This is a genomic window from Echinicola rosea (genome assembly GCF_005281475.1).
GTDB lineage: Bacteria > Bacteroidota > Bacteroidia > Cytophagales > Cyclobacteriaceae > Echinicola > Echinicola rosea.
The window spans coordinates 1309939-1327812 of the sequence record NZ_CP040106.1 but is presented as its reverse complement, the minus strand read 5'-3'; the positions used below and the strand labels follow the sequence as shown (position 1 = coordinate 1327812).

Sequence of the window (17874 nt, the reverse complement as noted above, 5' to 3'; positions counted from 1 at the left end):
TCACTACCCTTTAAAACAAGCGGCCATAAATCTCCTCGGCATCTGAGAAAGTCACCTCTCTCGGGTTATTTTTAAGCAGCCGGGTAACTTTCATGGCCAAGCCTGTCAATTCGGCCACATCCTCGCGCTGAACACCCAGCGTGGTGAGGGTCTGGGGAATTTCACAAAGCTTCACCAACTCCTTTACTTTCTCCACGCCATTCTTGGCCGTTTCCTCTGGTGTGCTACCTCTTTCTGCTCCCAAGGCCAACGCGATTTGCTCATGCTTCTGCACATTGGAAGAAAGGTTATAGGCCATCACTTCTGGAAGTAGCACGGCATTGGCCAATCCGTGAGGCACATGGTACTTTCCTCCTAACGGATAAGAAAGGGCATGTACCGCTGCGGTATTCACCGGCCCGAGGCATAATCCTCCGTACATGCTTCCCAGTGCCACTGCAGATCGGGCATCCATGTCATCGGGAGCTTCATATGCGCGGAGTAAATTTTGCCCGATGAGGGCTATCCCCCTCAACGCATAATCATCCACGAGCGGATGGCTAAACTTGTTCGTATAAGCCTCAATGCAATGCGACAAGGCGTCAATTCCCGTCTCCGCTGTGATCTTTGGCGGTAGCCCAATGGTCAGTGCCGGGTCGATATAGGTGGCATCAGGCACCAGAAATGGACTGATGATACCTTTTTTCTCCAATGTCGCTTCATCCAGCAAGATGGCATTTGGAGAAACCTCACTGCCCGTACCGGCGGTCGTCGGTATACACACCATCTGTGTGTTCCTGCTTCTTAACAAATTTATACCAACAAAATCGGATAACTGCCCAGTACTGTCCTGCATGGCCGCCAAAAGTTTGGCCAAGTCCAATACACTGCCCCCACCGATACCCACGATCGTATCGGCTCCAAAATCCTTCACTTGCTTTAAAAAGTCCTCATAATGACTAAAAGTAGGCTCTCCGACATCATAAACGGCCACTTCTACGACTATTCCGGCTCCTCTCATTTCTTGCAAGCCACCGTCCAATGTATCCACTAGCGGCTGCGCCACCAATATCCAAATCCGCTTGTGGCTGGCGGCTATGGTGTCCTCCACAAAGCGGGAAAAGGCCCCCGCCCCAAATACCAGTTTTTGGGGTTGTAATAATGTTATCGCCCTCATCTTATTTCGTTATTTGTTATTCGTTAATTGGTTTTCGTTTAGGATCACTCGTAGGAAGTAGTCTTTACTGTCATTTTCGGCATGTTCGGTGACAAACAAGGCTATTGCTTCGACTCCGCTCAGCCAGCGGAGCAAAACCACTGTGGCCAGGGAGTAGCGCGGATGGAGCAATACCCGATGATTTACCTCACAGCTGCGCCTATTCAACCAAGAATATCAGACTACCTCCTTTGCCCTTTCCATCTTCTGCTTTTGCTTGAAATAGCCGTAAATGGTCAGGTTTTCATCGGCTGGTGGGCGTTTGAAGAACAAACTGGCTATATAGCCCACAATAAGCACGATCAAATGGCTGTACACCCCTAACATATATTTGTGTTGGTTAAAGTTGAATTTGCCTAAGTCCAGTAGCAAGGTTTTTTCTCCGCCGCCAAAGCTCATCGGCGTGGAGGTCAACAGGGCATAAGCGGTAAAGAGGATACAGGCTACAATTCCGACATAAAGCCCTTCCTTATTAGCCCTACGGCTAAAAAGCCCAAGTAAGAATATCCCCACAATACCGGCAGAGAAAATCGCATACAGGCCAAATACCGCTCCCAAGACCCCTTCTCCCTGCCAAAGCACATATAGGACTGCCACCCCTGCTGCTGCCAGGCCCGATATCAACACCAGGATACGACCAACCTTAAGTTTTTGGTGGGTATTGCAGTTGGGATTAAAGCGCTTATAGTAGTCCTCCACGCCCACGGCCGCCAGGCAATTCATGTCAGAATCCAAGCTGGAAATCGCCGCAGCAGCCAAAGCTGCCAAGACCAAGCCCGTTACGCCCGGTGGAAGTTCGGTCATGATAAAGTATGGAAATACGGCATCCACACTGGTACCTTCCGGCAGCACGGAACCGGAAATCTGGTAAAACACAAACAGCAGGGAACCGATCAGCATAAACAGGGCCCACACTGGCACACTTAGGAACACTCCCATATAAGCTGCCTTTTTGGCCTCGCGGTCGTTTCTGGCCGTCAAATACCGCTGGACGATTGTCTGGTCGGTACCGTATTTTTGAACGGCATAGAAAATTCCATTGACCACCATGACGATAAAGGTGAGCTGGGTAAAGTCGATGTCATATGGGCCAAAGCCTATCTTATCCATATTGATGGCTTCTTCCATCACCCGCTCGGGGCCTCCTTCGGGCACAAAAAGCAGCAATCCCAAACAGAACAAGCCCCCGCCAATGAGCAAAAACCCTTGGATCACATCCATCCAGATCACCGCTTCAATGCCCCCCAGCAAGGTCAATACAATAATGACAAAGGTCAGCACACCGATGACCATAAAGATATTGACGTCCATCATGCTGCTTAAGGCCAAGCTCACCAGGTATAGCACCGTTCCCATTTTGGAAAAATGGGTCAGCACAAAGGCCAGCGAACTGTATAGCCTGGCAAAGAAACCAAAGCGCTTTTCGAAATATTCATAGGTACTCAGCCCAATCACCCTTCTGAAAAGCGGTACGATCACCCAGATCATACACACCAGGACAATGGGCACCATTAGCCCTTGCACCAGCAGGATCCAATTGGACTTATAGGCCGCACTGGGATAGGCCAAAAACGTTACGCTGCTGATCAGCGTGGCAAAAATGGACATCCCGATGGCCCAAGAGGGAATCCCACCACCTCCGGCAAAGTAATCCTCACTGCTTTTTTGACGCTTGGAAAAATAGATTCCCATATATATCGTCCCAAAAATCGAGGCAACAATCAACAAGTAATCTATCCAGTGTAATGATGCATTCATGTGGTTATTGGGTTAAATTGTTTCTTGGTTGTCAAGGTTGTTACGTTTTGATGTTATAAAGTTGAACGGTTACCACTAAGGCACTAGGTCGCCAAGGTAAATTTAGCTGTTGTTCTTTCGTTCCCCTGTTGTCCCGCCTTCTCTGACGCGGGACTGTGAAAATTTGAGTCTCCTGACTCATTTACCATCATCCGCAGAACAGCTGACAGAACTACAAGATAACTTTTGGTATTACGGTCCGTTCATTCCTCATTATTAATTTCACATTCCTCACTTCATCCGAACAACTTTGCTGTTCCAGATTTGAAATCTGGAACTACGGATAATGGGGACTTGCAATCCCCTCACTCCATCAGCTGATTCCACTCACTTACCACCTTTTTCATCTCACCTTTGCTCAGTTCGGTCAAAGGCGGCTTCATATAAGGCTGACACCATCCTTTTTGATGCATCAGGGTCTTCAAAGCTGCTAAGGAAGCACCAAGGCTTCTTCCTCCTTGGTAAACTTTGGCCACTTCATCGGTCAATTCCTGATAATGCACCGCTTTTTCTTCGTCCCCTTCCAGAGCCGCAGCATAGAGGGCTTTGTAAAGCTCCGGTACAATATTGCCCGTACTTGGCACAATACCATCCGCCCCTGTCCTGAGACTGTTGGCAGACTGGGCTCCCCAACCGCAGAAAAAGGAAAAATCAGGTCTTCCCCGGTATTGGTCAATGGCAGCATGCATCCTGGAAATGTCCCTTTCCGAATCCTTCAAGCCCCAAATATGCGGATGATGGCTCATTTCCTCTACTACCGAAAGAGGAATGGACATTTGGGTCGTGGCTTTGATATTGTACATCAGAAGCGGCCCCTTCAAGTGATCGGCAAGGCCTTCAAAATGACGTTTCATTTGATCATCCGAAAGGATATAATATGCGGGTAAGGTCGCCACAATAGCATCTACGCCGTGATCCAAATATTGGCTGCCACGACGGTACTGCTCTTCTACCAGATTACTGACAACTCCTGCGTACACCTGCTGATTAGCCTCCTTGGCGGCCACGGTGGCCTCGATCATTTCAAAACTTTCTTGGTCGGAAAATGACGCTGATTCACCTGTGGTTCCCAAGACCAAAGGGGAGATGTTGTTTTGGGCAAATTGGCCCATGATCCTGGCCACCCCCTCTCGGTCTATGGCTCCTTTTGTCGTCAGCGGTGTCACCATCGGTACCACCACGCCTTGATATTGTTTTTTCATTTTCTTTAGATTGCTGTATTTAGATTTCAGACCAAAGACCAACTTTTCATCCGTCATTACAAGGAAGAATAATGAACTCACCTCTCATGTCTCAATACCATTATTTCACCTCGATACTATATCTTCCCGAACCCAAGGTATATGCAGGGTGAGAGGGATGTTCCGATTTGGTAACTGTATTGGTATGTTCAGCCTTGCTTCCATTAATAAAAACCTGCGCCGTTTTGGCCATGGGAAGTACCACGGTAGCACTTGTATTGGCGGGAATGTCAAAAAGGAATTGAACGCTGCCCTCTTTCTTTTTCCATTCCGAACCAATGGTTCCGTAAATACTTTCATAAGTAGCCTTCACAAAGGTCATTTCGCCCACCAGCTGTGGCTTCAGAAAGAAATGCTTAAAGCCTGGCTGGGCTGGATCAGGCTGAATGCCTGCCAAATCACGGTAAAACCACTCTTCGATTTGTCCCATCATAAAGTGATTCCAGCTATTGCCCTTGCGGGGATCCCACTGCTCGGTCAGGGTCGTCAGGCCAAATTTGATCTGAAAACCATAACCTGGTGTGTCGTAGTGATTGTGCATTTTGTACATCACCTCATTCAGTCCGTTTCTGGCCAAGGTCTGGTACAGGTACCGATTGCCCACATCGCCAGTGGTCAGCCGATAGCCGTGATTTTGAATATCCTGCACCAGATTATCCAATACCGCCTCACGATCGGTCGAGTCCACCATGTCCAAAAACAGCGGTACGGCATTGGAAAACTGGCTGCCCGTACCATATTGGCTCGTAACCGGATCAAAGAATTTATCATTGAAAGCCCTTTTCACTTCCTCTTCCAACCTACCATATTCACGGTAATCTTCCCCTCGCTGAAGCATCAGCGCTGCCTTTTTCAATAATTTCACGCCAAAATAGTAATGGCTAGTGGCCGAAAGGGCAATCGGACTGTTTTTGGAGTATCCTGCCGCATGCTCTCCGTAGTCGTACCAGTCTCCCAATCCATGGGATACAATGTGGTTTTCGGCCGTGGTGCCCAGGTAATCGATGTATTTTTTCATCATGGGATAGTACTCCCGTATCAGGGTACTGTCGCCATAATAATCGTAATACATCCAAGGCAGCACCACCGCCGCCACGCCCCATTCGGGAGAATCCGTAAAGTCACCGCCAAAGACCACATATTCCGGCGCGATATTCGGCACCAGCCCATTTTCACGCTGGGCATCGGCCATGTCCTGCATGATCTTAGGCACCAATTGTGTGAGGTCATAGTTAAAGAACAGTCCGGGGCCGTTCAAGTGTGTCTCTTCCAGCCAGCCGAGCTTTTCCCGATGTGGACAATCGGTAAACACACTCTGCATATTACTTTTGACGGCGTTATTGATCAGCCAATGGGTCTGGTTAAAAATCTCATTGGAGCTCTCAAAGGTGCCTTTTTCCTGGGCATCGTTATAGATAAAATTGGATTTGATCTCCGTAATGGTGGGCCGGCCTTCTTGCTGTTCTTTGCCCGGCACGTTGGCATCGCTCACCTGGATGTACTGGTAGCCGTAAAAGCTGAACCTTGGCTGCCAAGATTCTTCACCATCGCCTTTGAGCGTATATTCATAGTAATGTGGCCCCCCAGTTCTTCCTTGGCCCACAAGGCCGTTGTCTTTGATATGCTCACCGACGATCAATTTAACTTTTTGGCCTCTTTCACCCTCCACTTTGATGGAAGGAAATCCGGCCAAATTTTGACCCATGTCCAGAACATAGGTGTTTGCTTCAGGTTCAGTGATTTCCTTGATGTCGTATTGCTGTTGGATGAGCACGGGAGCTGCCTGCTGGGGTCGGAGTTTGCCTTGAGGCGCTTGTTGCAACACGACGGACTTCCAGTGTTGGTCGTCAAAGCCTGCCTTGTCCCAGCCTGTCTGTTCTAAATTGGCATCATAATCCTCCCCGCCAAAAACACAATTAAACGTAATGGGACTTGCTGACCACTTCCAGGAATCGTCAGATGAAATCACTTGCTCCTGACCATCAGCATAAGTTACTTTCATGTGGAAAAATAGTGTCGGCGGCCCAAAGCTGATCAAAAATTTGGCGTAACGGTCCCCTGACACATTGTACATGCCATTGCCCAACAATACGCCAATGGCATTTTCACCATTTTCAACCCGCTCAGTGACATCATAAGTATTATAATAAACCGTTTTGTCATAATCTGACCATAACGGCGCAAATTCACTGTTACCTACTTTTTCACCATTAAGTGTCAGTTCATAATGGCCAAGTCCACTGATAAATACGGTGGCTTTGGTAATTTCTTTTCCCGTTTCGAACGCCTTGCGTAGTTGGATACTTTGCTTGGCCAATGGCTTTACCTTTGCCCATTTTGCTTTATTTTCCTTACGGCGCATATCCGGCTGATGGTAATTTCTCCCAGTCGGCAAGCCACTTTCCGCACGGGTGATGGCCCCGATCCACTGGGCTTCCTTTTCCAGCTCATAAGGTGCCATCTCAAAGAAGGCCAAGTCGCTCCAATCCGAGGAAATTCCCTCTTCGTTCCAAACCTTAACCTTCCAATAGTACCGCTCCCCATTGATCAAGGAGCCACCTTGATAGGGGATAAGTTGGCTTTGGCTGCTGCTTACTTTGCCGCTGTCCCAGACGATCGCCGCTTCTTCATTACTGGAAGAATGGGACACCACCACTTGATAGGCGGATTGTTGTGCACCATTTTCACTTCCCAAAAGCTGCCAACCAAATCGCGGCGATGTCTTTTCGATGTTCAAGGGATTATTGGCCAATTCTGTGGTGGTTTTGACCACCTGGAGAACCGTGCCCTTAGGCCCAGGGTCACATGCAAAAAGCAATACTGCTGCAATTTGAAAAAGCAGCAGTCCCTTTCTTAGGCCCCACATTTCTTTTTTATGTTGTATGTTTTTTTTCAAATTTTCAATTGTTTAAACAATAATCGTGTCTATGATCGGCTGTCGCGCTGTCTCTGATGCGGGACGGTGAAAGTTGAGTCTCCCGACTCAGCTTTTCTTTACCACCGACATCGTGCTTTTGAGTCAGGAACTCATTGCTAAGAAGTACCAAGTCACGGACTTGGCACCACCACAACCTATTATCTTATTCAATCTGCGCCAATCCATTATATCAGCGTCCTCTACGTTCTATCCAACCCACTAATAACCTCAGTTCGATTATAAAATCGTCACTGCGAGGCTTAGAGGGAGATATGAGGGGTGGAAGCCGTGGCAGCTCGCCGCGGCGAGTTGCCACACCCTTTTCCAACCCACATCCTCCTTGAAAGGGTTCGCAATGACGCTTTTAATACTAAAATTAAGTTGAGCTCAGGTTAATACGTCACCAGCGACTCCAAATAAAACACGGCTTCCGGGTCTTCCTCGCCGGCATTGTCCAAGTCATAGTCTTGGTCGGTCGGTGTTTCCGCATTTGGAAAATACCGCTGGGTACCCGTCCTGAAGACCACACGCTCCATCGCATCCAAAGGCGCAAAGAAGAGCTTTGGCCCTTTCTCTTTGCCATTTACCTTGATCTGGTAAAAGCGAGTTTCAGCATTTAAATCCAATTCCACATGATAGCTTTCTCCTTCTTCAAATTCGGTAAGGGTATTCATGCGGTAACCTGCCCGGGTCTTGAACAAGCCATCCTCGTCAAATATCAGTTGTACGCCAGGACGGCCTTTGCCATCTTGGATTTCGATCTGGAATTTTCCATGGTCGCTTTGCCCTGGCGTGACCGTAAACTCCACATGCAGCTGCTTGCTGCTGGGTACGATACGTTGGGCCTTTCCATAGTCAAAAGGATCTTTGTCATGGAATGTCAGGTACTTTTTACCATCTTTTTCAGTGATTTGGGTTTTGGCCCATTGAGGACTATAGGTGTTCCATAATTCCAGCTCCCGTCCTTCGGGCAATTGGTCAAAGATCTCATGGGCGTGGCCGGCAGCTTCGGCCGTAATGGGCGTAGGCACTGAAGCCACCCAAATATCCTCTTTATTGACACTATAGGTCAACCACATCTTTCCATCCGGCGGAGTCCCATTACCCTCCAAAATTCCTCGAACATACTGTGGCCCGTATGATTTGTAGTTTCCACCATAGCGCATGGAGGTAATTTCGCCATGTACCAAAAGCAAATCAGTATAGTCAATTCCATCCTGGCTGGTAGAAACTGCAAGTGGCCAGCGGTATTCCGAAGGATTATACACGGTGGCATAGGCTCCGTCAGCAGTGCGCTGTCCCCAGATTTTGGCATTGCCATTGACGATGCCAGGAGCACGCAGGGGATTATATTCCCAAGACTTGCCCCCATCATGGCTGACACTGGTAAGGGCATGTTTCCACAAGCCGACCACGCGGCCATCAGGAAGGTGGTAATAACTAAATGCTTTATATTGTTTCTTCAAGGGAATCAAAGGGTCATCGCGATCGGCCTCTTCGACCCACTGCTGCATCATCAATGGTTTACCGAGCAATTCGTCACAAGCCTCCACAAAACCCTTGTCCTTGCTGGATTTATAAAATGGATAATCGGTATTCTCTTCATTCCAACCGTGGTTATACCGGATAAAATGGATAGGGCCAAAACTGCCGTCAGCTTTGATTTCCCTTACCACTCGGCCGATGCCGTTGCCATCATTTGGGCCATCGTGCGCATCCAAGGCAATCCCATAATAGGCCAGCGCCAAAAACTTACCGTTTTCCGCTACATAAAAGCCCATTCGTTGGTGCATGACAGCGTCCAGGTCTTTGGCTGCCCCATCGTGGTTTTCCTTGCTCGTGCCATCAGGAATGCGATATGGAGGAAAGAGGACTTCGGGCTTGGTCCAGCCATAGCCATCATCCGATACTTGAAGAAGCGTCTGGCTAGGAGCAATGTGCTCTCCAACGGGATCGCTGAGATATTCCACATAAAATTTATCATTCCAATAAGCGATCATCGGCGCATGATTATAGGTCCAGCCAAAGCCATCTCCCTTTTCCGGTTGTTCCCTATTCGCCCGCATGGTCTGTACAGCATGCACCCCAATGGCCGGTTTCAGCTGCCCATGGTGATAATCTACTCTGGACAAGGTACTGCCGCTATAGTGCAAGGTGTCCTGGGCCAATAGCGGGGATGAGGTAATGACCATCATACACAGCATCAAAAAACAACTCCTGTATTGGGGATTACAAATCCCCCTTATGGCAAATTCCGGATTGCAAAACCGGAACAGCTCAAAAATCCGGAACAGCTCAAACTTGGAACCGCTGTCCACTGTCCCGCACATTACTCTTTCCTCTTTATTCTTATCTCTATAAAGCATTTTCATTTTGTTTTCGCGTTGGCTTTTAGCTTGTCCAGCACAGCCCTTGAAACCGTGCTGATAGTACCGTGTTTATGGCCCTCGGGTAAGCTGATTTGGTCATCGATATTGGTAAAGGTTTTGAAATCTGTAGTGCTGACCGCTTGGTAGGTTTTGGCACCATAGCTATCAAAATAAATCAACCATTTGTCTCCATCTTTCAGGACGGTGGGCCCCTCGGTAAGGAAATCCGAAAACGGCTCCGAATAATTTTTCCAGGGACCTAATGGAGATTCGCCAAAAGCCACTTGGATATGTCTGTTTGGCCGGGTATTGTCTTTCAATACCAGCACGTAATCGTCTTTTTTGCGCTTTACGATCACCGCATCAATCACACTAAATCCGGGTTCCAAAAATAGCTTGGTCGGTGTAAATTTCTCAAAATCCTTAGTGGTGGTATAATACATCCGGTGATTATTACGCTCTTCTTCCTCTCCTTTTTCATACCGGAAAGGAATGGTGGAAGCCCAAATGATGATGTAGCGTTCTTCTTCATCATCGTAAAAAATCTCCGGTGCCCAAACATTCACCACCTCGGGTTCATGGGACATGGCCGGGATAAACTGCTGGTCGGACCACTCTATAAAATCCTTGGTGCTGGCATATCCGAAACCATTGCCGCCCTTCCAGTCGGTGGTCCAGACCATGTGATAAGTCCCGTCTGGCCCTTTTACCACAGAGGGATCGCGCATGATCTTGCTTTTGCCCGCTTCTGGAGGAAGGAAGGGGCCGCCTAGGCTTTCCCAGTGATAGCCATCCTCGCTGTACGCCAAGTAAAGTCCCTCGTCAGCTGGCTCTCGAAAAGAAGTAAAAATGTAATATTCCTTTTCTGATTGGCATCCGAGTGCCAAGATACCAAAAAGTAAAATGGCTAAATTGGTCAGGCTATTTTTTACTGTTCTATTCATCACTATAAGTTGTTCAAGAAATCCATATTTCATTGCGATGACCGAAGGGAAGAAGCAATCTTGTGTTCCGAAGAAGGGATTGCTTCGTCATACTTCCTACCGAGATGAAATAAAGGACGTCATCGGTAGCGGTACAATAGTGGAGCGAAGCAGTCTCGCCTCCTGTACACTAATTTATCTCTCCTACCTCATCGCCCTTTACCACCGGCTCTGTCACATTGTGCCACTCATTGTTTTGAATGAAAATATCCATGCTCTTTTCACCCGTAATTTTCAGGAAATTCGGGGTGCTGACCATTGGAAAATTATTGGTGACCAATGCATTGCTGACATTGGTCATTTCGATTACTGGTCGATCGGCATGGGGTCGGCGGCTTTTGATATTGTCCAAGATGACCCCTTCGGTGTCCTCCACACTTATAGATGGTCCCATCCCTGTGGTGATTTGCACATCATGCAGTTCCACATTGGTAGCGGTATGGATCGAAATTCCCTCTTTGGCTTCCATGTTGACATTGGAGAAGCTGATCTGGTCGATGGGCATTTCAGGAATACCAAGGATTTTTCCGGCCACATTGATTTCACTTCCCGTGACATTGGAAATATGGATATTGCGGAAAGTGGGTGTCTCTTCCGTTACGGGGCCTTCTTTGGTGTTTTTATCATAAAAGAGGTTCATCACGATCGCTTCCAATTGGATGTCTTTCATGACCACATTGTCCACCCGGATTTCTTCGACCACCCCACCGCGGCCTCGGGCAGCTTTCAACCGGATTCCCCTGTCGGTGCCATCAAAGACACAATTGGAGATCGTTACTTTACGGATGCTTCCCGAAACCTCACTTCCGATGACCACACCACCATGTCCACTCAGCATGGTGCAGTTGGTGATGGTGACATTTTCGGTCGGAGTATCCCACTTGCGGCCATCAATGTCCCGACCGGATTTGATGGTGATACAGTCATCACCCACACTAATATGGCTGTCAGAGATGTGCACATTTCGGCATGAAGTGGGGTTAATGCCGTCTGTATTGGGTGAAGGTGGGTTTTCGATGGTCACCCCGGTTATGGTGACATTGTCACAAAAAGCCGGATTTACCGTCCAAAAAGGGGAATTGACAATGGTCACACCCTCGATGCGTACATTTTTGCAGCGGAAAGGTTGGATCAATGGTGGCCTGAAAAACTTCAGCCGCATGGTTTTTTGGTAATTGGGAGAAGTCTCCAGCCCTTCATTGGCTGCTGTCCACATTTTTTGGTACTTACTCTCTTGGAGGGTTTCGGGATCTGCTTCATGGATACGGTACATTTCCATCCACCAGTCCTTGCCTTGGCCGTCTATTTTTCCGCGCCCAGTAATGGTGATGTTTTCTGCCTCATAGGCATAGATCAATGGGGAGAAATTGTTCATCACCGTTCCTTCCCAACGCATCTGCACAAACGGCAAATAGTGATCAAAATTGGTAGAGAACCGCAACACCGCTCCTGCATCCAAGTGAAGGGTGGTATTGCTTTTCATGTGAATGGCACCGCTAAGGTAATCGCCAGCAGGAAAATAAAGTGTACCCCCTCCTTTCTCAGCGGCTTTGTCAATGGCACTTTGGATGGCTTCCGTACAAAGCTGTCCTTCGTTGTTGCCACCAACATCCAAAATATTCGTCCAGCCCGAATTCGCCGCAGTCAACGATTGACTGAAGGCAAAAAGGCCTATTACAAACAGTAATTTTGTTATTCTTTTCATAGGTTATTTTGATAGGTAGTTGGGGATTTCAAATCCCCATTATTGTTGGTTCGGGATTACAAATCCCAAACATCGGGATTACAAATCCAGAACAGGTGAGCCTCATGAATTGGCTCGGATATCCAAATCCCGTACAGCTTAAGAGTCTCAAATCTCAAGACTCACATCTCAGTACTCATGACTCACTACTCTCACTTGTAATTTAACACCAAGACCCAGTCGTTGCCATCCTGCACTTTCCCGTCCGGCTTAAACTCCTGAACGCCCTTGGCATCCACTTCTCCAATTTTGGTCATTTCACCATTTCTTGGGTTAAACCAGCTTGCCGTGGCTTTTTCACCTTTGACTACTTCCATGTTTACTTGGATAGGTCTGCCGGTATAGGTGTAGATAAGGGCATAATTTTCTCCCCGTGTGGCGGCCAGGTGATCGTGGCGTTCACCTTGGTTGGCGATCAAAGATTGATCTGGAACGCGTTCCAGGTAGGGAAATTGGAGGATAAGGTCTTTCAGGTAGTGCATCTGCTTGGCTCCTGGGTCATTGAGGGCATCGGTCCAGAGCTTGGTATTGCCATAGGCACCCACTTCGCCATCTTGGGGACGGTGCATTTGCATCACTGCACTATGGCCGTAAGTGTGGCCTGCTGCTCCCGAGAAAACCGCCCAGTAGGCATATCTTCTTACCGCATCCGCATCCCAAAACCCTTCTTCAGGATCATGGAGCCCCTCTGGAATCCCTTCGTAGGAAGGCTCTCCATCCACCGTCGGCATCTTACGTTCCAGTTTGTAATCCGCTTGGACATATTTCCAATTGTCCTCGCCATAGGCCCTTTCAGTATCATCTTGATCATACCGGCGGTGGCCTGACTGGAACATGTGAAAGTCCATCCAAGGCGCATCGGCAAACCAGTCTGAAGACTGCATTCTCCCTCTCGGGTGAAAAGTAATCAAGTGGTTTTTGTCATTCTTGTCCAAGGTCTCACCAATGGCATTCCAAACATCTGTATGTTCGTTGCCAAAGGTATCACCACCATTAAGCCAGATCACATTGGGACGATCTTTATAGCGTAGGGTCAGGAATTTGGCATATTTGCTTGCCTCCTCCACGGTCACAGCGCCATCTTTGACATTGGAGCCCCAAACGGGTACCATGGCCATATAGATGCCTTTTTTCTCCGCCTCTCGCACCAAATAATCTATGTGATCCCAAAAATCATAGGCCACGGAATCCGAGAAATCACTTCCCGGATGGGTCAGTGGCGTAGCCACATTTTGGTTGACCAAGGCACTGTCTCCATACGCATTGACCGCACCGAGGGTATGTAGTACCATCACTTGAATGACATTGTAGCCTTTTTCTTTGCGGTCCTCAAAATATTGTACAGCTTCTTCCCGCTTTAGTTTGTTAAACAACAGCCATCCGGTATCGCCCAGCCAAAAAAACGGTTCTCCGCTCGTCGTTACAAAATAGCGGTCGTTTTCTGACACTTTTAAAAAAGGTAAGCCCTTCGGCCCTTCAGCCGGCTTTGCGGCCGTCTGGGTTTCGGTTTTGTTGCTTTGACAGCTTAGTAGCGTGCCTAGCACAAGGGCTGCTATGCCTAGTGTGATGTTGCGTTTCATTGTATAATTGTTGAAAGGTTTTTTATATTTCAATGCGTTAAGGTTATGATGTCAGTTGTGCAGGGTCTTTGCCCCTACACCATGAAAATTGAATTTTAGACTCCACTTTAGCTAGTCCCCTCGCACAGCCGACGGGACAACAAATGCCTCCTTTATTTCCCCTTAATCCACAGGACAACGGGACCTTCGACTTCTAACGACAGACCAGTATTCATTTCTTTAGGGCTTACCCCTCTTTTGATTATTTCCCCACTTCCGGAGTGGATGACCAGCAATTCTCCATCTTCCGGAATTTGATCAGAAAAATCCGTATTTCCGGCCTTATCCATTAATGACCAATAGATCAACACATCTCCTTTTTCATTCTTCATCGACCAATTCCCACTGCCCTCTTCCACTGGTTTCATGGTGGCCAAACTTTCTTTCCAAGCCGGCTCATCCACTTCGGGTAAATTGGGCAAGGAACCTCCCGCAAATAGCACTGCCCAGCCCATCCGGCTACCGGCTGGCGTAGAATAAATGACGGCTTTCTCGGGGAATTTTTTACGGTACCTTCTGATACCTTCGTAAATGGCCTCTGGAGACTCTTTGCCTTGCTTCATTTTTCTTGCGTGCTGGCGAGGTGCCATGTGTTTTCCTCCCTGCGGTGTATAATCGCCCTCCTCGGCAGGATGCCAATAGCGAATGTCGATTACATCCACCAACTTGCTCCTTACCGGATCGGCCAAAATGGAATCCTGCACATCTTTCGTGGCACTCAGTGCGATCAGGGCATCGTTTGCGGTCTCCGCTTCCCATTCCCCGATCACATCAAACCAGAATTGCGTAAAGTGCAGTGGCCCCGTGTATTCGGCACTGGTAAACTGCAACACATTGCTATTATCTGCAAAATTCCCTAAACACTGCCGGATAAATTTCCGATGCAGATTCCTTCGTTGCGGATGATCGACATCATAGAAATATTCATCCATAAAGATCCGTTTGTCACCTGCATAAGGTGGTGGCTCCGGGAAGCCAGTATCATTGATGTTGTTGGCAGCTCGCCAAGGAGAATCCGCCCAATGGGCCCCTGCTTCTAGGATGTTGTGCTGGAAGTAATTTTGGTGCATCAGCAGGATACCTTCCTGTTCCGCCAGATCGGCAAATTGATCCAGCCTGCTCCAGTAGAAATGGTTGAATTTGGTCAGATCGTATTTGCTTAGCCTGTCCCAAGCTTCTCCTTGTCCACTACGGGCAAAAGGTTGCTCATAAAACGGCGGCCATACATCGGGATCAAGTCTCCTGACCCGCTCATGGTCATCTCTTCTTCGCTCATACCACAGCCCATAATTGTGATCCAGGGCTACACTGCCTTCCGCTTTCATGGTGGCCACTACTTCAGGGATCAAGTCTGTATAACCCGTTCCGTACCTTCCCGGTACAAACCGTGTTACATGCGGGCGTGCCCGCTCTACATCCCGTGGACGCAGGCTTCCCCTCCACCATTGGACAGTTTGGGTCTGGCCGGTGAGGAGCTGACCATTCCAGGTGAGCCTCCCACTCTCGATCACCACAGGGGGAGCGGTAGTTTTTTCGGCTTTTTCTATATCAATTTTTAAATCGGAAAAGGCCTTAGCCTGCGAAGCCTTGGTATCTATGGGGTTTCTCTCCGCTGCTTGTCGAATCCACTCCTCCATGGTCAATAAAGGTTCCCTAGCCAAAATGGTCATTTCTTCAGCTTGTTCCACCGTTGGACTGCTGCTTGGTTCGGAGCCCACTGGCATAAGAAAAGGATCCATGGGCAAATCCCCCAAGCGGTCTTCCAACTGGGCATAGTAAAGGCTGCGGGGATTGACATGATTATTGGTCTCGACCCACTGCCCATTACCCTCAAATTGCGCCCAAGCACCAAAGGCCCAGTTTTGGGCGGTAGGAGGACTGTAGTTTCTGATTTCCGCCGCATCACATTGCCAGAAGACACTGTTGGCCGCAGTCCATCCAGCACCACGGCCTTCTTGCATACGGTTCGCAAAAACCAATGCATGACCATCGATTCGCACGATGTCAAACAGCACTCCAGAGGCCCATCCCTGCTGGGCACCGCTGAAACTGTGGGGCAAGTACGCTTTGCATTGCACAAATGCATTGGGGCCTGCAGTAGCCAGACCGGTGCTGAAATCATGGTAGCCAAATTCGGAATAGCAGCGTTGGAAAAGGGTCTGCTGTCCTTCGGTAAAAAAGGTGTTGCGGCGCTCACCGCCTATTTCTGACACAGGAGCCAACGAGCGGCAATCCTCCACGGTGATCCTCCTTCCGGTTTGGTTTATGGCCACGGCAGATCCCGCAAAATGGCGGAAATCTACTTGACGCACCCAAGCATCCTGAACATTCTCCATCGAGATTGCCGACCACCGGTGATCCTCATCCTTTGGGTTTGCCTGATCATAGGTAGATCGCATGGTCAGGTTTTCTATCCCCACATTTTCTATTCTCCCTGGCCACTGATAGGTCACCACATATCCTCCACCATATTTTTGGTCAATGGCAGTTGTCAAAGGAACTTCGAAGGACAATATTCCTTCTGAGGTTTTCGCTATTGTCCTGTCCCAATATTGGTTATGTCCGCCGGGTTTCCAGCCGATCCAGCCGGTTTCACCGCCAAAATCCACCATTTGAAGCGTATCGATCCACGCTTGGGTCGATGGGCGCACCACCAAGACCGTTTGGCCAGTGGCGATCTCACCATCTAACCTAACTTCCTGTGCATTGACAGGAACATAGTCATTGGTGATGTTTAGGGTATCACCAAATCTGCGATCATCCTTTCCCAGTACCCTGATGAGTGTTTCTCGGGTCTTGCCCGCGCCGACCACTGTGGTCTTTCCCTGTCCGCTTCCCCTTAGGATCACGCCTGAATGGCGAAACACCAACTGCCCGCCCACCTGATATGTCCCCGGCTCCAGCAACACGGCTCCCCGAAAGCCATTCTTATCAGCAGGCAACTGCCCAGTATAGTCCAGTGCGGATTGGATACGTTGCGTCATGTCCCCCTCTGATGGGCTTAACACCACCTTTGCAGGAATACTGGGAATACCTTCCTCACTGGCCCGAAAGCCACAGTAAGAAAAATCAACTATCCTGTTTCCTCTTTCATCTTTTTTATAATGAAGACGGTCATCTTGGCGGCTAATGGGGTTCTGATCCTGCCGTGCCATGACCAAACACGGCCAAAGGACCAACAGGCCAAGTACCACAAAATTCTGGAAGAACCTTCTTCCAGAATTTTGAATTCCTATCAACCTTTTATTTTTACTATTAAACTGCTTCACTGTAATTTTCACCTATTGATTGCTGGCTGCTTTTTTGCGCTCAAACATCTCCTTTTCGGCTTGTTTCAAATCATAGCCTAAGTCAGACAGGTAATTGTTGATTTTACCTTTGTACTTTCCAAACCAAGCATGCTTGGCGTGGGAAGATCCTGCGTCCATGGCATGCTCCCGGGCCTCCACCAGCCAATCCCAGATTTTGTCCTGCTGTGCTTCGTTAAGGTCGGGGATCATCTCCTGATAGACCTTGAACGTGTTGGGAGCCACATTATAGGTCATGCCATCCTTTACCTGTTCCACCTGCTTATCGGTCAGTTCAGAGGAAAGCTGCCCCAAGTATTTTTTGTGCAATTTGCCCATGGCCTTATTGGCCTTCTTTTCGGCTTTTTTGATTTTCTTTTCCTGCTTCTTGCCTTCATACATTTCCTTGGCCGCATCGATCTGCGTGTCGCGCTCATCATGGATCAGGCTGAGATTTCGGTACTGCTTCGCAATATAATCGGTCACCCTATCGGCTTTTCCGGCATCGGTAATATCCATATTGTCCACGATCTTACGGGCCCTTTCATTGGTTACTTTTACGTATTCAGGATCAAAGTCCTGGGCCTGTACTGCCGATGACATTGCCATGATCATCATGGCGGCAAAAAGAAATGATGTTATGTTCGTTTTCATGTTAATTTGATTTTTTGTTTGAAGGGGATTTTAAATCCTCAGTAGTGTTTGTTCGGGATTACAAATCC

11 protein-coding genes are annotated in these 17874 nt (G+C 48.3%); all 11 read right to left on the bottom strand.

What is annotated here, in order from left to right; translation table 11 throughout:
* Nucleotides 1-10 precede the first annotated feature (10 nt).
* Nucleotides 11-1156 carry an iron-containing alcohol dehydrogenase gene (locus FDP09_RS05540; RefSeq protein WP_137401702.1) on the bottom strand — a complete coding sequence of 382 codons (1146 nt, stop codon included), beginning with the start codon at nt 1154-1156 and terminating at the stop codon, nt 11-13.
* Between the two features lie 9 nt (nt 1157-1165).
* Complete coding sequence (locus tag FDP09_RS05535) at nt 1166-1327, bottom strand: hypothetical protein (RefSeq protein WP_187328803.1); 162 nt, start codon at nt 1325-1327, stop codon at nt 1166-1168.
* 45 nt (nt 1328-1372) lie between these two features.
* On the bottom strand, nt 1373-2953 hold the full coding sequence (locus tag FDP09_RS05530) for a sodium:solute symporter (protein ID WP_137401700.1): 1581 nt from the start codon (nt 2951-2953) through the stop codon (nt 1373-1375).
* Between the two features lie 344 nt (nt 2954-3297).
* Nucleotides 3298-4194 carry a dihydrodipicolinate synthase family protein gene (locus tag FDP09_RS05525; RefSeq protein WP_137401699.1) on the bottom strand — a complete coding sequence of 299 codons (897 nt, stop codon included), beginning with the start codon at nt 4192-4194 and terminating at the stop codon, nt 3298-3300.
* Between the two features lie 100 nt (nt 4195-4294).
* Nucleotides 4295-7129 carry a glycoside hydrolase family 78 protein gene (locus FDP09_RS05520; RefSeq protein WP_229683361.1) on the bottom strand — a complete coding sequence of 945 codons (2835 nt, stop codon included), beginning with the start codon at nt 7127-7129 and terminating at the stop codon, nt 4295-4297.
* 413 nt (nt 7130-7542) lie between these two features.
* Entirely contained in the window at nt 7543-9516 is a 1974-nt protein-coding gene (locus FDP09_RS05515) for a sialidase family protein (protein ID WP_137401698.1), read from the bottom strand.
* Nucleotides 9517-9518: 2 nt separating this feature from the next.
* Complete coding sequence (locus tag FDP09_RS05510; protein WP_137401697.1) at nt 9519-10463, bottom strand: glycoside hydrolase family 43 protein; 945 nt, start codon at nt 10461-10463, stop codon at nt 9519-9521.
* Between the two features lie 169 nt (nt 10464-10632).
* Nucleotides 10633-12207 carry a glycoside hydrolase family 28 protein gene (locus tag FDP09_RS05505; protein WP_137401696.1) on the bottom strand — a complete coding sequence of 525 codons (1575 nt, stop codon included), beginning with the start codon at nt 12205-12207 and terminating at the stop codon, nt 10633-10635.
* A 191-nt stretch (nt 12208-12398) separates the two neighbouring features.
* Nucleotides 12399-13826, bottom strand: coding sequence for a glycoside hydrolase family 140 protein (locus FDP09_RS05500; protein ID WP_137401695.1), 1428 nt, complete (start codon nt 13824-13826; stop codon nt 12399-12401).
* Nucleotides 13827-13978: 152 nt separating this feature from the next.
* Entirely contained in the window at nt 13979-17104 is a 3126-nt protein-coding gene (locus FDP09_RS05495; RefSeq protein WP_229683360.1) for a DUF6298 domain-containing protein, read from the bottom strand.
* Nucleotides 17105-17146: 42 nt separating this feature from the next.
* The gene (locus FDP09_RS05490) at nt 17147-17806 is read right to left on the bottom strand and encodes a DUF3826 domain-containing protein (protein WP_137401694.1); all 660 of its coding nucleotides are present in this window, start codon (nt 17804-17806) and stop codon (nt 17147-17149) included.
* Nucleotides 17807-17874: the final 68 nt, after the last annotated feature.

Coding starts and splice junctions, on each gene's coding strand:
- FDP09_RS05540 (WP_137401702.1), bottom strand. CDS start 1,156: ATGAGGGCGATAACATTATTACAACCCCAAAAACTGGTATTTGGGGCG.
- FDP09_RS05530 (WP_137401700.1), bottom strand. CDS start 2,953: ATGAATGCATCATTACACTGGATAGATTACTTGTTGATTGTTGCCTCG.
- FDP09_RS05525 (WP_137401699.1), bottom strand. CDS start 4,194: ATGAAAAAACAATATCAAGGCGTGGTGGTACCGATGGTGACACCGCTG.
- FDP09_RS05515 (WP_137401698.1), bottom strand. CDS start 9,516: ATGCTTTATAGAGATAAGAATAAAGAGGAAAGAGTAATGTGCGGGACA.
- FDP09_RS05510 (WP_137401697.1), bottom strand. CDS start 10,463: ATGAATAGAACAGTAAAAAATAGCCTGACCAATTTAGCCATTTTACTT.
- FDP09_RS05505 (WP_137401696.1), bottom strand. CDS start 12,207: ATGAAAAGAATAACAAAATTACTGTTTGTAATAGGCCTTTTTGCCTTC.
- FDP09_RS05500 (WP_137401695.1), bottom strand. CDS start 13,826: ATGAAACGCAACATCACACTAGGCATAGCAGCCCTTGTGCTAGGCACG.
- FDP09_RS05490 (WP_137401694.1), bottom strand. CDS start 17,806: ATGAAAACGAACATAACATCATTTCTTTTTGCCGCCATGATGATCATG.